Raw genomic sequence first — 19,320 nt, 5'->3', positions numbered from 1 at the left:
AGGTGGGACTTCTCTCAGATCACGTCTCAGACCGTGGACGGCGAGGCGGTCGGGCCACCGCGGATGATCTGTCGCACCTGGACGGCGTAAAGAATGGCGGCCCACCAGTACAGCGTGGCACCCCACCAGATGAACGCCCAGCTCACGATCTCGGCCGGCCGGGCGATCCAGCTGTCCCCGGCACCGAGCAGCAGAAGCGGAAACCCGTACATCAGATTGAATGTCGCGGCCTTCCCCAGGAAACTCACCTGCAACGGTCCGTAGCCGTGCCGGTTGAGAATCGGCAGCAGCGCCGCGATAAACACCTCGCGCGCCAGCAGGATCGCCGTCAGCCACCACGGCAGGATCTCACGCCAGGTCAGACCGACCAGGGTGGAAAGCACGAAGAGACGGTCCGCCAGCGGGTCGAGCAGCTGCCCCACCCGGCTGATCTGCCCCCACCTGCGCGCGAGTTTCCCGTCCAGGTAATCACTGATGCCACTGAGCATCAGGATCAGCAACGCCCACCCGTCGTTGTTCGGACCGTCGAACACCGGCCAGAGGATCAGCCAGAGGAACAGCGGAACACCGACCAGCCGGCCCATGCTCAGCAGGTTGGGGATGGTGAGGACGCGATCGGTCTGGACCCGCGTCTCCTGGACCTCCACCCGGGGGCCTCCTGTCACGTATGGCAACTTTTCACGTCGACCTTACAACAGAAAAGCCCCCGACCGATTACCCGGCGGGGGCTCTTCCAGAAAATTTGTTCGGCGGCGTCCTACTCTCCCACAGGGTCCCCCCTGCAGTACCATCGGCGCTGTGAGGCTTAGCTTCCGGGTTCGGAATGTAACCGGGCGTTTCCCTCACGCTATGACCACCGAAACACTATGAAACTGTCAACCGCACCCACACCGTGACCAGGTATGGGGGTCGTTGTTTCAGAACAACACAGTGGACGCGAGCAACTGAGGACAAGCCCTCGGCCTATTAGTACCGGTCAACTCCACCCCTCACAGGGCTTCCATATCCGGCCTATCAACCCAGTCGTCTACTGGGAGCCTTACCCTCTCAAGGAGGTGGGAGTGCTCATCTCGAAGCAGGCTTCCCGCTTAGATGCTTTCAGCGGTTATCCCTCCCGAACGTAGCCAACCAGCCATGCCCTTGGCAGGACAACTGGCACACCAGAGGTTCGTCCGTCCCGGTCCTCTCGTACTAGGGACAGCCCTTCTCAACACTCCTACGCGCACAGCGGATAGGGACCGAACTGTCTCACGACGTTCTAAACCCAGCTCGCGTACCGCTTTAATGGGCGAACAGCCCAACCCTTGGGACCTACTCCAGCCCCAGGATGCGACGAGCCGACATCGAGGTGCCAAACCATCCCGTCGATATGGACTCTTGGGGAAGATCAGCCTGTTATCCCCGGGGTACCTTTTATCCGTTGAGCGACGGCGCTTCCACAAGCCACCGCCGGATCACTAGTCCCGACTTTCGTCCCTGCTCGACCCGTCAGTCTCACAGTCAAGCTCCCTTGTGCACTTACACTCAACACCTGATTGCCAACCAGGCTGAGGGAACCTTTGGGCGCCTCCGTTACTCTTTAGGAGGCAACCGCCCCAGTTAAACTACCCACCAGACACTGTCCCTGATCCGGATCACGGACCCAGGTTAGACATCCAGCACGACCAGAGTGGTATTTCAACGACGACTCCACCATGACTGGCGTCACGGCTTCAAAGTCTCCCACCTATCCTACACAAGCCGAACCGAACACCAATATCAAGCTATAGTAAAGGTCCCGGGGTCTTTCCGTCCTGCTGCGCGAAACGAGCATCTTTACTCGTAATGCAATTTCACCGGGCCTATGGTTGAGACAGTCGAGAAGTCGTTACGCCATTCGTGCAGGTCGGAACTTACCCGACAAGGAATTTCGCTACCTTAGGATGGTTATAGTTACCACCGCCGTTTACTGGCGCTTAAGTTCTCAGCTTCGCCCCGACGAATCAGAGCTAACCGGTCCCCTTAACGTTCCAGCACCGGGCAGGCGTCAGTCCGTATACATCGCCTTACGGCTTCGCACGGACCTGTGTTTTTAGTAAACAGTCGCTTCTCGCTGGTCTCTGCGGCCACCCCCAGCTCTGGCAGCAAGTGCCGTCACCAGGAATGGCCCCCCTTCTCCCGAAGTTACGGGGGCATTTTGCCGAGTTCCTTAACCATAGTTCACCCGAACGCCTCGGTATTCTCTACCTGACCACCTGAGTCGGTTTGGGGTACGGGCCGCCATGAAACTCGCTAGAGGCTTTTCTCGACAGCATAGGATCATCCACTTCACCACAATCGGCTCGGCATCAGGTCTCAGGCTCATGTTGTGCGGATTTGCCTACACAACGCCCTACACCCTTACCCCGGGACAACCACCGCCCGGGCTGGACTACCTTCCTGCGTCACCCCATCGCTCACCTAGTACAGACTTGGTTCAGCGGCTCCACCACGTCCCTTTGTCCGAAGACTCCGGGCCTTTCACGGCTTTAGCATCACCTGGTTCAGCGTTGGCGCTTCAAAGCGGGTACGGGAATATCAACCCGTTGTCCATCGACTACGCCTGTCGGCCTCGCCTTAGGTCCCGACTTACCCTGGGCAGATCAGCTTGACCCAGGAACCCTTGGTCAATCGGCGCAAGAGTTTCCCACTCTTGTATCGCTACTCATGCCTGCATTCTCACTCGTGTACCGTCCACGACTGGTTTCCACCGCCGCTTCACCCGGCACACGACGCTCCCCTACCCATCACAGCAGGCGTTGGCCCTATATGCTGCAATGACACGACTTCGGTGATGTGCTTGAGCCCCGCTACATTGTCGGCGCGGAATCACTTGACCAGTGAGCTATTACGCACTCTTTCAAGGGTGGCTGCTTCTAAGCCAACCTCCTGGTTGTCTCTGCGACTCCACATCCTTTCCCACTTAGCACACGCTTAGGGACCTTAGTCGGTGTTCTGGGCTGTTTCCCTCTCGACCATGGAGCTTATCCCCCACAGTCTCACTGCCACGCTCTCACTTACCGGCATTCGGAGTTTGGCTAAGGTCAGTAACCCGGTGAGGCCCATCGCCTATCCAGTGCTCTACCTCCGGCAAGAAACACGTGACGCTGCACCTAAATGCATTTCGGGGAGAACCAGCTATCACGGAGTTTGATTGGCCTTTCACCCCTAACCACAGGTCATCCCCCAGGTTTTCAACCCTGGTGGGTTCGGTCCTCCACGAAGTCTTACCTCCGCTTCAACCTGCCCATGGCTAGATCACTCCGCTTCGGGTCTTGGGCATGCAACTCAGACGCCCTGTTCGGACTCGCTTTCGCTACGGCTACCCCACACGGGTTAACCTCGCTACACACCGCAAACTCGCAGGCTCATTCTTCAAAAGGCACGCAGTCACGAGACACACAGCAAGCTGCATGTCCGACGCTCCCACGGCTTGTAGGCACACGGTTTCAGGTACTATTTCACTCCGCTCCCGCGGTACTTTTCACCATTCCCTCACGGTACTATCCGCTATCGGTCACCAGGGAATATTTAGGCTTAGCGGGTGGTCCCGCCAGATTCACACGGGATTTCTCGGGCCCCGTGCTACTTGGGAGTTCTTCAAACGAGCCGTACAGATTTCGCCTACGGGGGTCTTACCCTCTACGCCGGACCTTTCGCATGTCCTTCGACTACCTGTACGGTTTCTGACTCGCCGACCGGCCGGCAGACCGGTCAAGAAAAATCCCACGACCCCGTATCGGCAACCCCTGCCGGGTCTCACACCAATACGGTTTAGCCTCATCCGGTTTCGCTCGCCACTACTCCCGGAATCACGGTTGTTTTCTCTTCCTGCGGGTACTGAGATGTTTCACTTCCCCGCGTTCCCTCCACATACCCTATGTGTTCAGGTATGGGTGACAGCCCATGACGACTGCCGGGTTTCCCCATTCGGAAACCCCCGGATCAAAGCCTGGTTGACGGCTCCCCGGGGACTATCGTGGCCTCCCACGTCCTTCATCGGTTCCTGGTGCCAAGGCATCCACCGTGCGCCCTTAAAAACTTGGCCACAGATGCTCGCGTCCACTGTGCAGTTCTCAAACAACGACCAGACACCCACACTCAGCAGCCCGAAGACCGCCTCGCATGAGACCGGCATCTCTGAAGCAACGACCTCACGGCCGTTCCCTCAGGACCCAACAACGTGCCCGACACACCAGCCAGTGTTCTGTTTTCCACGCCGAAGCAGTACTAACAGGACCCTTGCCCAGTGTGCCGAATAGTCAACGTTCCACCCATGAGCAACCGTGCAGGACATTCGCCTGCAAGCGGCATATTGCTCCTTAGAAAGGAGGTGATCCAGCCGCACCTTCCGGTACGGCTACCTTGTTACGACTTCGTCCCAATCGCTGGTCCCACCTTCGACGGCTCCTCCCCTTACGGGTTAGGCCACCGGCTTCGGGTGTTACCGACTTTCGTGACGTGACGGGCGGTGTGTACAAGGCCCGGGAACGTATTCACCGCAGCATGCTGATCTGCGATTACTAGCAACTCCAACTTCATGGGGTCGAGTTGCAGACCCCAATCCGAACTGAGGCCGGCTTTTTGGGATTCGCTCCGCCTCGCGGCATCGCAGCCCTTTGTACCGACCATTGTAGCACGTGTGCAGCCCAAGACATAAGGGGCATGATGATTTGACGTCGTCCCCACCTTCCTCCGAGTTGACCCCGGCAGTCTCCTGTGAGTCCCCATCACCCCGAAAGGCATGCTGGCAACACAGAACAAGGGTTGCGCTCGTTGCGGGACTTAACCCAACATCTCACGACACGAGCTGACGACAACCATGCACCACCTGTATACCGACCACAAGGGGGCGACTATCTCTAGCCGTTTCCGGTATATGTCAAGCCTTGGTAAGGTTCTTCGCGTTGCGTCGAATTAAGCCACATGCTCCGCTGCTTGTGCGGGCCCCCGTCAATTCCTTTGAGTTTTAGCCTTGCGGCCGTACTCCCCAGGCGGGGAACTTAATGCGTTAGCTGCGGCACCGACGACGTGGAATGTCGCCAACACCTAGTTCCCAACGTTTACGGCGTGGACTACCAGGGTATCTAATCCTGTTCGCTCCCCACGCTTTCGCTCCTCAGCGTCAGTAATGGCCCAGAGATCCGCCTTCGCCACCGGTGTTCCTCCTGATATCTGCGCATTTCACCGCTACACCAGGAATTCCGATCTCCCCTACCACACTCTAGCCTGCCCGTATCGAATGCAGACCCGGGGTTGAGCCCCGGGCTTTCACATCCGACGCGACAGGCCGCCTACGAGCTCTTTACGCCCAATAATTCCGGACAACGCTCGCACCCTACGTATTACCGCGGCTGCTGGCACGTAGTTAGCCGGTGCTTCTTCTGCAGGTACCGTCACTTGCGCTTCTTCCCTGCTGAAAGAGGTTTACAACCCGAAGGCCGTCATCCCTCACGCGGCGTCGCTGCATCAGGCTTTCGCCCATTGTGCAATATTCCCCACTGCTGCCTCCCGTAGGAGTCTGGGCCGTGTCTCAGTCCCAGTGTGGCCGGTCGCCCTCTCAGGCCGGCTACCCGTCGTCGCCTTGGTAGGCCATTACCCCACCAACAAGCTGATAGGCCGCGGGCTCATCCTGCACCGCCGGAGCTTTACACCCGGGACCATGCGGTCCCAGGTCATATCCGGTATTAGACCCCGTTTCCAGGGCTTGTCCCAGAGTGCAGGGCAGATTGCCCACGTGTTACTCACCCGTTCGCCACTGATCCACCCCGAAGGGCTTCACCGTTCGACTTGCATGTGTTAAGCACGCCGCCAGCGTTCGTCCTGAGCCAGGATCAAACTCTCCGTGAATGATTACCCGTAATCGGGTCAGCACTCGCGTCGAGCGGCACGGCAACCACCGGAATAGGGCGGCCCCGCGCACTGCGTCCTCGCTAGTGTTTTACTTCAAAAGGAATCTCCAACCCCGAAAGAATCCGAGGCCGGGGATGTCAACATATCTGGCGTTGACTTTTGGCACGCTGTTGAGTTCTCAAGGAACGGACACTTCCTTCAGGCGGCTTTCACACCGGCCCTCCGGGCGCTTCGTTCTTTCGTGTTCCCAGCCTATCAGATCCGTTTGCCGTTGCTTAACCGGCGCTTTTCGTTTCTGAAATCTGGTGTTAACCGTCGACTTGCGGCGACTCGACCAACCATAGCGGGTCGTCGGGCCGAGCGCGAATCGGGCCGCGCCGGTGTCACCCGGTCGGACGCGTGATTTGTTGCTCTCGCGAGCATATACAGCAATGGTCCCGATTCGCCAAGATGCCTGTAGAGTGCGGCGCATCGACCAAGAGGACTAGACCACTAGTGGTCGACGAGATGACTGACTGGTGAGGGCGGACGGCGCGGCCGGCCGCCCGGAATGTCAGCGGATGTCCGAAGTTGACATGATTTAGGCTTCAGTCGATCACCTCGCCGCGTTCGCGGCCGCTCGCCTGTACTGCGCACTTGGGAGGCTCATCCATGACCACTGTGACGTCGCCGCTGACCGGCCGGGTCGTAGGGCTCGCCGGCGTGCCGGACCCCGTGTTCTCGGGTGCGATGGTCGGCCCCGGCACCGCGATCGACCCGGTGCGTCGGCCGACCGAGGCCGTGGCCCCGGTCGACGGCGTGGTCGTCTCGATGCACCCGCACGCGTTCGTCGTCGTCGACGCGGACGGGCACGGGGTCCTGACCCACCTGGGCATCGACACCGTCCAGCTGAACGGCGAGGGCTTCGAGCTGCTCGTCAACAAGGGGGACACCGTCACCCGCGGCCAGGCCGTCATCAAGTGGGACCCGGCCGCCGTCGAGGCCGCCGGCAAGTCGCCGATCTCGCCGATCGTCGCGCTGGAGGCCGCCGCCGACTCGCTCGGCGAGCTGCTGGAGAGCGGGGAGGTCGCCGTCGGCGACGCCCTGTTCAGCTGGAGCTGACCTCTCCCCTCTTACAGGACACACCCGCCCCACCGCTCCGGTCGGGGCGGCCCGGCACACAGCGGTACCCGGCGGGGCCGCCTCTCTCACGGAGAAAGACATGGAGAAGACGCTGCGAGGCGTGGGTGTCAGCCACGGAGTCGCGATCGGCCAGGTGCGGCACATGGGTACCGCGGTGCTGGAGCCCCCGGCCACCCAGATCCCGACCGAGGACGCTCCGCGCGAGCAGGCCCGCGCCCAGGCAGCCGTCGAGGCCGTGGCCGCGGACCTGAACGCCCGCGGCAACCTGGCGGGCGGCGAGGCCCAGGCCGTGCTGGAGGCCCAGGCGCTGATGGCGCAGGACCCGGAGCTGATGGCCGACGTGTCCCGCCGGATCGCGGTCGGCAGCAGCGCCGAGCGCGGCGTCTACGACGCCTTCGCCGCCTACCGGGCGCTGCTCGCCTCGGCCGGGGAGTACCTGGCCGGCCGGGTCGCCGACCTGGACGACGTGCGGAACCGGATCGTCGCCCGCCTGCTCGGTGTACCGATGCCGGGTGTGCCGGACAGCGACGAGCCGTACGTGCTGTTCGCCCGGGACCTCGCGCCGGCCGACACCGCGCTGCTGGACCCGACGCTGGTGCTCGGCTTCGTGACCGAGGAGGGCGGGCCGACCAGCCACAGCGCCATCCTGGCGCGGGCCATGGGCGTACCGGCCGTGGTCGCGCTGCCGGGGGCGGCCGACGTGGCCGAGGGCACGGTCGTCGCGGTGGACGGCAGCTCCGGTGACGTGCTGGTCGAGCCGAGCACGGAGAAGCAGGAGGAGCTGCGCCGGATCGCCGCCGAGCGCAAGGCGGCGCTGGCCGCCTCCTCCGGTCCGGGCGCGACCTCCGACGGGCACCGGATGCCGCTGCTGGCCAACGTCGGCGGTCCGGGCGACCTGCCGGCCGCGCTGGAGGCGGGCGCCGAGGGTGTCGGTCTGTTCCGCACCGAGTTCCTCTTCCTCGACGACTCGGCGAAGGCTCCGACCGAGGAGAAGCAGGTCGAGGCGTACCGCAAGGTGCTGGAGGCGTTCCCGGAGGGCCGGGTCGTGGTCCGGGTGCTCGACGCGGGCGCGGACAAGCCGCTGGACTTCCTGACCCCGGCCGACGAGCCGAACCCGGCGCTGGGTGTGCGCGGTCTGCGCACCCTGCTGGAGCACCCCGAGGTGCTCCGGACCCAGCTGCGGGCGCTGGCGACGGCCGCCGAGGGCCTGCCGGTGCACCTCGAGGTGATGGCCCCGATGGTGGCCGACCGCAAGGACGCCAAGGACTTCGCCGCGGCCTGTCGCGAGGCCGGGCTGAGCGCCAAGTTCGGCGCGATGGTGGAGATCCCGTCGGCCGCGCTGCGGGCGCGCTCGATCCTCCAGGAGGTCGAGTTCCTCTCCCTGGGGACCAACGACCTGGCCCAGTACGCCTTCGCCGCGGACCGCCAGGTCGGTGCGCTGGCGCGGCTGCAGGACCCGTGGCAGCCGGCGCTGCTGGACCTGATCGCGTTCGCCGCCGAGGCCGCGCAGGCCGAGGGCAAGAGCTGCGGCGTCTGCGGCGAGGCGGCCGCCGACCCGCTGCTGGCCGTGGTGCTGACCGGTCTCGGCGTCACCAGCCTGTCGATGGGCGCGGCGTCGATCCCCTACGTGCGGACGGCGCTGGGCAAGTACACGTTGGCGCAGTGCCGCCGGGCCGCCGAGGCGGCGCGGGCGGCGGACAGTGCCGAGGAGGCGCGGGCCGCGGCCCAGCAGGTGCTGTCGGGCGAGTAGCGGTCGCGGGACACCGCGACCGAGCACAACGGCAGAGCAGAACGAAGGGGCCCGCTCCACCAGGTGGTGGAGCGGGCCCCTTCGGCGTGTCGGGGGGTCGGTCACTCGGTGCCGGCGGCGCGCTCGCGCTCCTGGCGGAGCTGTTCGAACCAGCGCAGGTGGTCGAGGTTGTCGACGGAGCCGGGGTTGACGGCCTGGTCGAGCGGGGTACCGGAGAGCAGGCGCTTGACCGGGACCTCGATCCGCTTGCCGGTGAGGGTGTGCGGCAGGCCGCGGACGGCGATGACCTCGTCGGGGACGTGGCGCGGGGAGAGCTCGGTGCGCAGCGAGGTGCGGATGCGGCCGATGAGGTCCTGGTCGAGCTCGGCGCCGGGGGTCAGGACGACGAAGAGCGGCATCCAGTAGCCGCCCTCGGGCTCCTCCAGGCCGATGACCAGGGATTCGGCGATCTCGGGGAGGCGCTCGACGACCTCGTAGATGTCCGAGGAGCCCATCCGGACGCCCTGGCGGTTGAGGGTGGAGTCGGAGCGGCCGTGGATGACGACGGTGCCGCGGGAGGTGGCGGTGATCCAGTCGCCGTGGCGCCAGACGCCGGGGTACACGTCGAAGTAGCTGTCGTGGTACCGGGTGCCCTCGGGGTCGTTCCAGAAGCCGGTGGGCATGGACGGGATGGGCTTGGTGACGACGAGTTCGCCGACCTCGTCGGTGAGCGGGCGGCCGTTGACGTCCCAGGACTCGACGGCGGCGCCGAGGCTGGGGGCCTGGATCTCGCCGAGGTGGACCGGGAGGGTGGGGACGCCGCCCACGAAGCAGGAGCAGACGTCGGTGCCGCCGCTGACGGAGGCGAGCCAGACGTCCGACTTGACCTCCTCGTAGATCCAGCGGAAGCCGTCGGGCGGCAGCGGGGAGCCGGTGGTGCCGAGGCAGCGGACGGCGGAGAGGTCGAGGTCCCGGCCGGGGTGGAGGTCGGCCTTGCGGCTGGCGATGACGTAGGCGGCGGAGGTGCCGAGCACGGTGGCGCGGGTGCGCGCGGCCACGGACCAGAAGGCGCCGGTGTCGGGGTGGCCCGGGCTGCCGTCGTAGGTGACGACGGTGGATCCGACGAGGAGGCCGGCGAGGAGGAAGTTCCACATCATCCAGCCGGTGGACGTGTACCAGAGGAAGCGGTCCTCGGGGCCGAGGTCGAGGTGGAGGCCGGCCTGCTTGAGGTGCTCGACCAGGATGCCGCCCTGGCTCTGGACGATGGCCTTGGGCAGGCCGGTGGTGCCGGAGGAGTAGAGGACCCAGAGCGGGTGGTCGAAGGGGACGGCCTCGAAGACCGGCTCGGTGTCCTCGGCGGTGAGGTCGTCCCAGGCCAGGGCGCCCTCGGGGGCGGGGGCGCCGAGCAGGGGGACGTGCACGACCGTGTGCAGGGTGGGGAGTTCGCGGCGGAGTTCGGCGACGACCTCGGTCCGGTCGTGGTCCTTGCCGCCGTAGTGGTAGCCGTCGACGGCGAAGAGGACGACCGGCTCGATCTGCTGGAGGCGGTCGAGGACGCTGCGGGCGCCGAAGTCGGGGGCGCAGCTGGTCCAGACGGCGCCGACGGCGGCGGTGGCGAGGAGGGCGACGGCGGCCTGCGGGATGTTGGGCAGGTAGGCGCCGACGCGGTCGCCGGGGCGGACGCCGCGGGCGCGCAGGGCGGCGGCGAGGGAGCCGACCTGTCGGCGGAGTTCGGCCCAGGTGAGGACGAGCGGCTCGTCGGTGGTCTCGTCGAGGTGGAGGACGGCGGGGCGGTCGGCGTTCTCGGCCTGCTCGCCGGCGCGCAGGGCGTGCTCGGCGTAGTTGAGGCGGGCGCCGGGGAACCAGCGGGCGCCGGGCATCGCGGGGTCGGCGAGGACGGCCTCGGGGGCCTGGGTGAAGCGGACGTCGAACCACTGGGTGACGGCGGTCCAGAAGCGGTCGAGGTCCTCGACCGACCAGGCGTGCAGGGCGGCGTAGCGGGCGGCGGCCTCGGCGTCCGAGGCGGTGGGTGCGAGCGGGGCGGCCGGGGCGCCGTGGTGCTGGGCGGCCCAGGCCTGGAAGGCCACGATCCCGGTGCCGGCGGCACGCTCGGGGTTCGGGCGCCAGAGCGGCTGGTCCTGGGGTGGGGTGCTCACGGTGGTGGTCTCCCGGCCGGTGATGAGGGCGGACGGGGTCGCTTGTGGCAGGGCCCGCGTCCGGTTGGGGGCTGTCGGTGCAGACCCTGCCATGTGAGCGGCCGGGGCGCCAGGGTCTGCCCGGCGCGGCCGCCGCTGGTCAGGGGCGGGTGAATTCGCCGTTGAACCAGGAGCGGGAGACACGGGTGTGGAAGGGGAAGGCGAGCGGGGTCTCGGGGGTGGAGAGCTGCCAGCCGTCGGTCTCGTCGGTGGGGACGGAGGGCGGGAGGTCGGCGAGCGGGCGGGCGGGGAGGAGGCCGAAGAGGCAGAGGAAGCCGCCGCGGGTGTCGGAGTCGGTGGCGACCAGGGTGATGTCGGTGTGCTCGGCGAGGATGCCGGTCTCCTCGCGCAGCTCGCGCACGCAGGCCTGCTGCCAGCTCTCGCCGTAGTCGATGTAGCCGCCGGGGAGAGCGAGTTCGCCGTAGCCGGGCTCGATGGTGCGGCGGATGACCACGAGGCCGGGGGCGCTGTCGCCCCGGGTGACGGGGAGCAGGGTGACGACGACCGGCAGCGGGTTGCGGTAGCTGATCTCGGTGCAGGCGGAGCACGTCCGGGGCCAGCCGTCGGTGCCGGGCGGGTAGGGGGATCCGCAGAAGTGGCAGTGGGAGTTGGGCTGCTGGCGCACGGTGCCGGCCTCTTGAGTCGTCATGGCCGGATGGTAGTGCGGGCGGCCGGGAGCGGGGTGGTGGTCAGGTGATCGGGCCCGGGGAGGGTGCCTGGAGCGGCTCCTCCGGGGGCTCCTGGGGCTGCTCGCCCTGGGCGGGGCGGAGGAGGGCGGGGTGGAGCAGTCGGGCGTCGCCGGCGTGGTAGGTGCGGGCCCGGGGGCCGCCGCGGGCGCCGCCGCGCTCGGTGGTGGTGCCGGTGCCCTCGACGAAGCCGGGGACGGAGAGCACCTTGCGGTGGAAGTTGCCCGGGTGGAGCTTCTCGTCCCAGACGGCCTCGTAGACGGCGCGCAGCTCCGGAATGGTGAAGTCGTGCTGGAGGAAGGCGGTGGCCAGCGGGCTGTACTCGATCTTGGCGCGGGCGCGGTCGAGGCCGTCGGCGAGGATCCGGGCGTGGTCGAAGGCGAGCTCGATCGGGGTGGGTGCCCCGGCGGCCGGGGGCTCGGCCGGATCGCCGGGCCGCTCCGGTTCGGTGGGGCCGGTGCTCCCGCCGACGCCACCCCCGTGGGTGTCGGCGGGAGCACCGGCGGACTCGGGCCGGCCGACGGGCCGGAGGTCGAGGTCGGTGACGGGGTGCCAGGCGGCGTGGGCCGCGTCGCTGCCGGCCCGCGGGTCGGGCAGGTCGGGGGCGAAGGCGAGGTAGGCGACGGAGATCACGTGCATCCGCGGGTCGCGGTCGGGTACGCCGTAGCTGCCGAGCTGTTCGAGGTGGATCCGGCTGAGGGCGGCCTCGGCGCCGACCGTGCCGGGCAGGCCGGTCTCCTCCGCGAGCTCGCGGGCGGCGGCGTCGTCGAGGCTCTCCTCGCCGGCCCGCAGGAAGCCGCCGGGCAGGGCCCAGCGCCCCTGGTAGGGCGGGAGGGCGCGCTCGACGAGCAGGACGTGGAGCCGGCCCTGGCGCAAAGTCAGGGCGACCACGTCCACGGTGACGGCGACCGGGGTGAAGGCGCGCGGGTCGTAGGCGGCGAGCCACTCCTGCTCGGTGGTGTCCACGCCGTGCGCTCCTCTCCCCCGCCGGGCCCGCGGTGACGGGCGGCCGTCCTTCTCGGTCTGAGCACAACGTAGCGACCGCTTGACTCTGCGGCAAATGGTTTTCCACCCCGGCCCCGGCCGCCCGCTCCTACCCTGTGACCAGGGCGTCCTCCGGACCAGCCGGGACGCCGCCCGCCCCGAGGAGGACGTGATGGACCGGGCCGTCGGAGCCGCCGCCCCTCCCCCACCGGACTTCGCGGCCGCGCTGGCGGCCGGGCCGCTGGTCCTGGACGGCGGGCTGTCCGAACGGCTGGCCTCGGCCGGGTTCGACCTGACGGACGCGCTGTGGTCGGCCCGGCTGCTGGCGGACGCCCCGGAGGCGGTCGTGGCGGCGCACCGGGCGTACTTCGAGGCGGGCGCGCGGGTGGCGATCACCGCGAGCTACCAGGCGAGCTTCGCGGGCTTCGCCCGGCGCGGGGTGGGCCGGGCGGCGGCCGCCCGGCTGATGGCCGGCAGCGTGGAGCTGGCCCGGGAGGCGGCCCGCGGGCTGCCCGGGCCGCGCCGGTGGGTGGCGGCCTCGGTGGGCCCGTACGGCGCGGTGCTGGCGGACGGCTCGGAGTACCGGGGCCGGTACGGGCTGACGCCGGCCGAGCTGGAGGCGTTCCACCGGCCCCGGCTGGAGGTGCTGGCGGCGGCCGGCCCCGACGTGCTGGCGCTGGAGACGGTGCCGGACGTCGACGAGGCGAAGGTGCTGCTGCGGGCGGTGCGCGGGCTGGGGGTGCCGGTCTGGCTGTCGTTCGCGGCGGCGGACGGGCGGACCCGGGCCGGGCAGCCGCTGGCGGAGGCGTTCGCGCTGGCGGCCGGGGCGGACGAGGTGGTGGCGGTCGGGGTGAACTGCTGCGCGCCGGAGGAGGCGGACCGGGCGGTGGCGCTCGCGGCGCGGGTGTCGGGGAAGCCCGTGGTGGTCTATCCCAACAGCGGCGAGGGCTGGGACGCGGCGGCCGGGGCGTGGTGCGGGGAGCCGACCTTCGGGGCGGCCGGGGCTCCGCGGGCCGACGGCCGGGCGAGGGTGGCGGGCTGGCTGGCGGACGGGGCGCGGCTGGTGGGCGGCTGCTGCCGGGTCGGACCGGACGGAATCCGGGCGGTGGCCGCCGGGGTGGCCGCCGCGACCGGGGAGCGGGTCACCCGCGGCTAGGCAAGCGGGACCGGACGGGAGGCGGTGCGCGGGCGCACGACCGGGCCGGCCGACGCAGGTTACCGAGGGGGAAGGTGCACGGAACGGCGACGGCCTGGCAGACTCGTGCCGTTACCACTGCGGTCGACAATGTCGACCGCCTGTCCGCGCGGAGGTACCAATGCCCGGCCCGATCCAGTCGCTCTCCCGGGCCGCCGCGATCATGCGTCTGCTGGCCGGCGGCGAGCGCCGCCTGGGTTTGTCGGAGGTCGCGACGGCGCTGGGCCTGGCGAAGGGCACCGCCCACGGGATCCTGCGCACCCTCCAGCAGGAGGGTTTCGTCGAGCAGGACCCGGAGAGCGGCAAGTACCAGCTGGGTGCCGAACTGCTGCGGCTGGGCCAGAGCTACCTGGACGTGCACGAGCTGCGCGCCCGGGCCCTGGTCTGGGCGGACGACCTGGCCAGGGCGTCCGGGGAGACCGTCTACCTGGGCGTGCTGCACCAGCGCGGGGTGCTGATCGTGCACCATGTCTTCCGGCCGGACGACACCCGGCAGGTGCTGGAGGTCGGCTCGATGCAGCCGCTGCACTCGACCGCGCTGGGCAAGGTGCTGCTGGCCTACGACCCGGTGGCGCGCGGCGAGCTGGGCGAGGGCCCGTTCGAGTCGTACACCGCGCGGACGCTGACCGAGGCCGCGGACGTGGACGCCGAGGCGGCGCTGACCCGGGAGCGCGGCTGGGCCGACGCGGTGGAGGAGACCTGGGAGGGCGTGGCCTCGATCGGCGGGCTGATCCAGGACCGGCGCCGCAATCCGGTGGGCGCGGTCTGCATCAGCGGCGCGGTCGAGCGGGTCTGCGAGGACGGCTTCGTGAAGCCCTCGCTGGTCGCCTCGGTGCGCAGCGCGGCCAGGGCGATCTCCCGGGACCTGGGCGCCGGGCGGTTCTGACCGCGCCGGGCCACCCGGTTCGTACCGCTTCCGACCACTCCCGACGGCTCGGCCGCAGGCCGGCGACAACACGGAAAACGTTCACGCTGAGGCGCGGACGGGCGAAATGCCCGTTCGCGCCTTACCGTTTTGTCCAAAATTGCGACGATCCGTTCGGTGACTACGGGTAGCGCGGCGAGCGAAGGGTCACAGCTGCGTAACCCGGCCTTGACGAGAGGGCGACCCGGGGAGGAAGCTTCCGCATGACGGTCGACATTGTCGAACGATGGCCGTGCGAATCCATCCCACAGAGCGCTCACCCGCCCAGCGATCCGCCCGGCCCCTGCCCCCACCCGCACCTCCGGGCCATATGGACAAGGGAGTCTTTGTGTCCGCGTTCTCCAACGGCGACATCTTCGTCGGCGAAACCCTCGGCACCGCCGCCCTGATACTTCTCGGCGGTGGCGTCTGTGCCGCCGTGACGCTCAAGAAGTCGAAGGCCCTGAACGCCGGCTGGCTGGCGATCACCTTCGGCTGGGGCTTCGCGGTGATGATCGCCGCCTACATGTCGGCTCCGAAGTCCGGCGCCCACCTGAACCCGGCCGTCACCCTGGCCCTCGCCGTCGACAGCGGCGACTGGAGCAAGGTTCCGGTCTACCTCGGCTCCCAGCTGCTCGGCGCGATGATCGGCGCCGTCTTCGTGTGGCTCACCTACCTCGGCCAGTTCCAGGCCAACCAGGAGCCCACCCTCGGCATCTTCTCGACCGGCCCCGAGATCCGGAACCCGGTCCAGAACCTGCTCACCGAGATCATCGGCACCTTCGTGCTCTGCCTGGCCATCCTCACCCAGGGCCTCACCAAGGGCCTCGGCCTCTCCGGCACCGGCATCCTGATCGTCGCCTTCACCGTGGTCGGCATCGGCCTCTCGCTCGGCGGCCCGACCGGCTACGCCATCAACCCGGTCCGCGACCTGGGTCCGCGCATCGTCCACTCGCTGCTCCCGATCCCCAACAAGGGCGGCTCCGACTGGTCCTACGCCTGGATCCCGGTGGCCGGTCCGGTCATCGGCGGCCTGCTGGCCGGCGGCCTGTACCACGTCGCGTTCTGATCCCCCGGGTTTCCACCCCACCCGAGCACGGGGACTGACCTGAGAGTCAGGCCCACCGCCCCCCCGCCAACCTCTTGAGCCGAGGACCCTCATGACCTCCACTGGCAACTACATCGCCGCGATCGACCAGGGCACCACCTCCAGCCGCTGCATCATCTTCGGCGCCGACGGCCGGATCGTCTCCGTCGACCAGCAGGAGCACCGGCAGATCTTCCCCCAGCCCGGCTACGTCGAGCACGACGCCGCCGAGATCTGGACCCGGGTGCAGTCGGTGGTCCGCGGCGCGCTGGAGAAGGCCGGCCTGACCAAGGACGACATCCGCGCGATCGGTATCACCAACCAGCGCGAGACCACCGTCCTGTGGGACAGGCACACCGGCGAGCCGGTGCACAACGCGCTGGTGTGGCAGGACACCCGCACCGAGGCGCTCTGCCGCGAGCTGGGCCGCAACGTCGGCCAGGACCGCTTCCGCCGCGAGACCGGCCTCCCGCTGGCCAGCTACTTCGCCGGCCCGAAGATCCGCTGGCTGCTGGACAACGTCGAGGGCCTGCGCGAGCGCGCCGAGGCCGGCGACATCCTCTTCGGCACCATGGACACCTGGGTCATCTGGAACCTCACCGGTGGCGTCGACGGCGGCAAGCACGTGACCGACGTGACCAACGCCAGCCGCACCATGCTGATGAACCTCAAGAGCCTGGCCTGGGACGAGGAGATCGCCGAGTCGATGGGCGTGCCGATGGCCGTCCTGCCGGAGATCCGCTCCTCCGCCGAGATCTACGGCGAGGCCGTCGGCGACCTGGCGGGCGTCCCGGTCGCCGCCGCGCTCGGCGACCAGCAGGCCGCGCTGTTCGGCCAGACCTGCTTCAACGAGGGCGAGGCCAAGTCCACCTACGGGACCGGCACCTTCCTGCTGCTCAACACCGGCGAGAAGATCGTCAACTCGTACCACGGCCTGCTGACCACGGTCGGCTACCGGATCGGCGACCAGGCCCCGGTGTACGCCCTGGAAGGCTCGATCGCCGTCACCGGCTCGCTGGTCCAGTGGCTGCGCGACCAGCTCGGCATCATCTCCACCGCCGCCGAGATCGAGACCCTCGCCAACACGGTCGAGGACAACGGCGGCGCCTACTTCGTCCCGGCCTTCTCCGGCCTGTTCGCCCCGTACTGGCGCTCCGACGCCCGCGGTGTGATCGCCGGACTCACCCGGTACGTCACCAAGGGCCACCTGGCCCGGGCCGTCCTGGAGGCCACCGCCTGGCAGACCCGCGAGGTCGTCGACGCCATGCAGAAGGACTCCGGGGTCGAGCTCACCGCCCTCAAGGTCGACGGCGGCATGACCAGCAACAACCTGCTCATGCAGAACATCGCCGACGTCCTGGACGCCCCGGTCGAGCGCCCGTACGTGGCCGAGACCACCGCCCTCGGCGCCGCCTACGCGGCGGGCCTGGCGGTCGGCTTCTGGAACGACCTCGACACCCTGCGGGCCAACTGGCACCGCGCCGCCGAGTGGACGCCCCGCATGGACGAGGCCACCCGGGACCGCGAGTACAAGAAGTGGCTCAAGGCCGTCGAGCGCACCATGGGCTGGGTGGAGGAGGAAGAGAACAACTGATCGCGAAGCCGGTCGGGGCCCCGTGCCCCGGCCGGCCCGCTCCCGTTTCACCGGCCCGTCGCACCGGGCCGACCCGGTCTCTCCGCACAGAGGCCGTACGCACACCGAGAGGAGTAACGGCGCCGCCCGACCCGCGCGCCGTACACACACCATGGCAACCATCCCGACCCTGGGCGCCGAGCGCACCGCCGGCCGCACCGCCTCCCGCGCCGAGACCCGCGAGCTGCTCGGCAAGGCCACCTACGACCTGCTGGTGATCGGGGGCGGCATCCTCGGCACCGCTGTCGCCTGGACCGCGTCCCAGGCCGGCCTGAAGGTCGCCATGGTCGACGCCGGCGACTTCGCCGGTGCCACCTCCAGTGCCTCCTCCAAGCTCGTCCACGGCGGTCTGCGCTACCTGCAGACCGGCGCGGTCAAGCTGGTCGCGGAGAACCACAAGGAGCGCCGGGTGCTCTCCACCGACGTGGCCCCGCACCTGGTCAACCCGCTGACCTTCTTCGTCCCGGTCTACAAGGGCGGCCCGCACAGCGCGCCCAAGCTCGGCGCCGGCGTCTTCCTCTACTCGGCGCTGTCCGCCTTCCGCGACGGCATGGGCCGGGTCTCCACCGCCGCGCACGCCGCCCAGCAGGTGCCCGCGCTGCGCACCGAGGGCCTGCGCTCGGTGGCCGTCTACGGCGACCACCAGATGAACGACTCGCGCGTCGCCGTGATGACCGTGCGCGCCGCGGTCGAGGCCGGCGCCGTGGTGCTCAACCACGCCGAGGTCACCGGCCTGCGCTTCACCGGCGGCCGGGTCACCGGTGCCGAGCTCAAGGACCGCCTGGACGGCACCGAGTTCGGCGTCGACGCCCGCCTGGTGCTGAACGCCACCGGTCCCTGGGTGGACCACCTGCGCCGGATGGAGGACACCGGGGCCGCGCCGTCGATCCGGCTGTCCAAGGGCGCCCACGTGGTGGTCAAGCGTCGCTCGCCGTGGCGCGCCGCGCTGACCATCCCGATCGACAAGTACCGCGTCTCCTTCGCCATCCCGTGGGAGGACCACGTCCTGCTCGGCACCACCGACGAGGAGTTCACCGGCGACCCGCAGGACGTCCGGGCCACCGAGGCGGACGTCGACCAGATCCTCGGCGAGGCCGCGCACGCGATCCGTGACGAGCACATCGACCGCGACCTGATCACCTACAAGTTCGCCGGCCTGCGGGTGCTGCCCGGCGGCCCGGGCGACACCGCCGCCGCCAAGCGCGAGACGGTCGTCACCGAGGGCAAGGGCGGCATGCTGTCGGTCGCCGGCGGCAAGTGGACCACCTACCGCCACATCGGCCGCACCGTGCTGGAGAAGCTGGCCCACGTGCCCGGCACCTCCCTCGGCGAGGACATGTCCCCGATCGCCCCGACCGTCCCGCTGCCGGGCGTCGGCGCGCCGAACGCCGTCGCGCACCGCCTGCTGATCGACCGGGACCCGGGCTCGCGGATGGAGCCGCTGGTCGCCAAGCACCTGGCCAGCCACTACGGCACGCTGTCCTTCGACATCGCCCGGATGATCGACGAGAACCCGGAGCTGGGCCGGCCGATCCACGAGGACGGCCCGGACGTCTGGGCGCAGGTCGCCTACGCGGCCGCCAACGAGTGGGCCTACACCGCCGACGACGTGCTGCGCCGCCGGACCACGATGACCGTCCGCGGTCTGGACACCCCGGAGATCCGGGCCGAGGTCGAGGCCTTCCTGGCGAAGCGCGGGACCAAGTAGCCGCAGGACCACGTAGCACGGAGCGGGTGACCGGCACGGTCACCCGGTCAGCAGGGCGGGCACCCCGGAGCGGGGGTGCCCGCCCTGCGTCGTTCTCGACGACGTCGTTGTCGGCGGCGACGTCGTTGTCCATGACGTACGGCGTGTCTCGATCGGATCACCATTCTCAGGAAATTCTCAGAAATTGGGCCGCTTTGCCCTCTTTG

The 19,320-nt window shown here is 68.6% G+C and carries 11 protein-coding genes and 3 rRNA genes; 7 read left to right on the top strand and 7 right to left on the bottom strand.

The annotated features are described in order from the left end of the window. Positions 1 to 26 precede the first annotated feature (26 nt). The 4 genes from ACW14Y_RS33780 to ACW14Y_RS33765 all read right to left on the bottom strand — a co-directional run bounded on the left by ACW14Y_RS33780 (position 27) and on the right by ACW14Y_RS33765 (position 5,868). Positions 27 to 647 carry a CDP-alcohol phosphatidyltransferase family protein gene (locus tag ACW14Y_RS33780; RefSeq protein ID WP_380311081.1) on the bottom strand — a complete coding sequence of 207 codons (621 nt, stop codon included), beginning with the start codon at positions 645 to 647 and terminating at the stop codon, positions 27 to 29. Between the two features lie 97 nt (positions 648 to 744). Beyond that, positions 745 to 861: ribosomal RNA gene (gene rrf, locus ACW14Y_RS33775) — 5S ribosomal RNA — on the bottom strand. Positions 862 to 946: 85 nt separating this feature from the next. Next, positions 947 to 4,066 (bottom strand): 23S ribosomal RNA (locus ACW14Y_RS33770). Positions 4,067 to 4,344: 278 nt separating this feature from the next. After that, positions 4,345 to 5,868, bottom strand: a 16S ribosomal RNA gene (locus tag ACW14Y_RS33765). Together the 16S, 23S and 5S rRNA genes form the textbook arrangement of a ribosomal RNA operon. 654 nt (positions 5,869 to 6,522) lie before the next feature. Between ACW14Y_RS33765 and ACW14Y_RS33760 the strand changes: the two genes are divergently transcribed. Together ACW14Y_RS33760 and ptsP are read left to right on the top strand one after the other, a co-directional pair. After that, positions 6,523 to 6,972 (top strand): PTS sugar transporter subunit IIA, encoded by a 450-nt coding sequence (locus tag ACW14Y_RS33760; RefSeq protein WP_045944812.1) that lies wholly within the window; start codon positions 6,523 to 6,525, stop codon positions 6,970 to 6,972. Positions 6,973 to 7,072: 100 nt separating this feature from the next. Further along, positions 7,073 to 8,743 carry a phosphoenolpyruvate--protein phosphotransferase gene (gene ptsP, locus ACW14Y_RS33755; RefSeq protein ID WP_380389720.1) on the top strand — a complete coding sequence of 557 codons (1,671 nt, stop codon included), beginning with the start codon at positions 7,073 to 7,075 and terminating at the stop codon, positions 8,741 to 8,743. 101 nt (positions 8,744 to 8,844) lie between these two features. Here ptsP and ACW14Y_RS33750 read toward each other — a convergent pair whose 3' ends face one another. From ACW14Y_RS33750 to ACW14Y_RS33740, 3 genes are read right to left on the bottom strand one after another with little or no spacing between them, the layout of a single operon-like run. After that, on the bottom strand, positions 8,845 to 10,971 hold the full coding sequence (locus ACW14Y_RS33750; RefSeq protein WP_380309479.1) for an acetoacetate--CoA ligase: 2,127 nt from the start codon (positions 10,969 to 10,971) through the stop codon (positions 8,845 to 8,847). 46 nt (positions 10,972 to 11,017) lie between these two features. Next, on the bottom strand, positions 11,018 to 11,566 hold the full coding sequence (locus ACW14Y_RS33745) for an NUDIX domain-containing protein (RefSeq protein WP_380309481.1): 549 nt from the start codon (positions 11,564 to 11,566) through the stop codon (positions 11,018 to 11,020). A gap of 40 nt (positions 11,567 to 11,606) precedes the next feature. Further along, positions 11,607 to 12,569 (bottom strand): NUDIX hydrolase, encoded by a 963-nt coding sequence (locus tag ACW14Y_RS33740; protein WP_402724873.1) that lies wholly within the window; start codon positions 12,567 to 12,569, stop codon positions 11,607 to 11,609. A gap of 190 nt (positions 12,570 to 12,759) precedes the next feature. On the opposite strand from ACW14Y_RS33740, the gene mmuM reads away from it, so the two are divergent. The 5 genes from mmuM (at position 12,760) to ACW14Y_RS33715 (ending at position 19,114) form a co-directional block, all read left to right on the top strand. Beyond that, entirely contained in the window at positions 12,760 to 13,743 is a 984-nt protein-coding gene (mmuM, locus tag ACW14Y_RS33735; protein WP_456988321.1) for a homocysteine S-methyltransferase, read from the top strand. Between the two features lie 160 nt (positions 13,744 to 13,903). Next, on the top strand, positions 13,904 to 14,668 hold the full coding sequence (locus tag ACW14Y_RS33730; RefSeq protein ID WP_380389714.1) for an IclR family transcriptional regulator: 765 nt from the start codon (positions 13,904 to 13,906) through the stop codon (positions 14,666 to 14,668). 349 nt (positions 14,669 to 15,017) lie between these two features. Then, a complete protein-coding gene (locus ACW14Y_RS33725; RefSeq protein ID WP_380309489.1) occupies positions 15,018 to 15,755 on the top strand; it encodes an MIP/aquaporin family protein in 738 nt (245 codons plus the stop codon). A 91-nt stretch (positions 15,756 to 15,846) separates the two neighbouring features. Continuing rightward, a complete protein-coding gene (glpK, locus tag ACW14Y_RS33720; RefSeq protein ID WP_380309491.1) occupies positions 15,847 to 17,367 on the top strand; it encodes a glycerol kinase GlpK in 1,521 nt (506 codons plus the stop codon). A 151-nt stretch (positions 17,368 to 17,518) separates the two neighbouring features. Beyond that, complete coding sequence (locus tag ACW14Y_RS33715; RefSeq protein WP_402724874.1) at positions 17,519 to 19,114, top strand: glycerol-3-phosphate dehydrogenase/oxidase; 1,596 nt, start codon at positions 17,519 to 17,521, stop codon at positions 19,112 to 19,114. Positions 19,115 to 19,320: the final 206 nt, after the last annotated feature.

The sequence above is a fragment of the Kitasatospora sp. cg17-2 genome (assembly GCF_054031055.1).
This window is presented reverse-complemented; position numbering and strand designations above follow the sequence as displayed.

What these genes read in the sequence shown, in the direction of transcription:
- ACW14Y_RS33760 (WP_045944812.1), top strand. Translation starts at nt 6,523, where the DNA reads ATGACCACTGTGACGTCGCCGCTGACCGGCCGGGTCGTAGGGCTCGCC.
- ptsP (WP_380389720.1), top strand. Translation starts at nt 7,073, where the DNA reads ATGGAGAAGACGCTGCGAGGCGTGGGTGTCAGCCACGGAGTCGCGATC.
- ACW14Y_RS33750 (WP_380309479.1), bottom strand. Translation starts at nt 10,971, where the DNA reads ATGGCAGGGTCTGCACCGACAGCCCCCAACCGGACGCGGGCCCTGCCA.
- ACW14Y_RS33745 (WP_380309481.1), bottom strand. Translation starts at nt 11,566, where the DNA reads ATGACGACTCAAGAGGCCGGCACCGTGCGCCAGCAGCCCAACTCCCAC.
- mmuM (WP_456988321.1), top strand. Translation starts at nt 12,760, where the DNA reads ATGGACCGGGCCGTCGGAGCCGCCGCCCCTCCCCCACCGGACTTCGCG.
- ACW14Y_RS33730 (WP_380389714.1), top strand. Translation starts at nt 13,904, where the DNA reads ATGCCCGGCCCGATCCAGTCGCTCTCCCGGGCCGCCGCGATCATGCGT.
- ACW14Y_RS33725 (WP_380309489.1), top strand. Translation starts at nt 15,018, where the DNA reads ATGGACAAGGGAGTCTTTGTGTCCGCGTTCTCCAACGGCGACATCTTC.
- glpK (WP_380309491.1), top strand. Translation starts at nt 15,847, where the DNA reads ATGACCTCCACTGGCAACTACATCGCCGCGATCGACCAGGGCACCACC.
- ACW14Y_RS33715 (WP_402724874.1), top strand. Translation starts at nt 17,519, where the DNA reads ATGGCAACCATCCCGACCCTGGGCGCCGAGCGCACCGCCGGCCGCACC.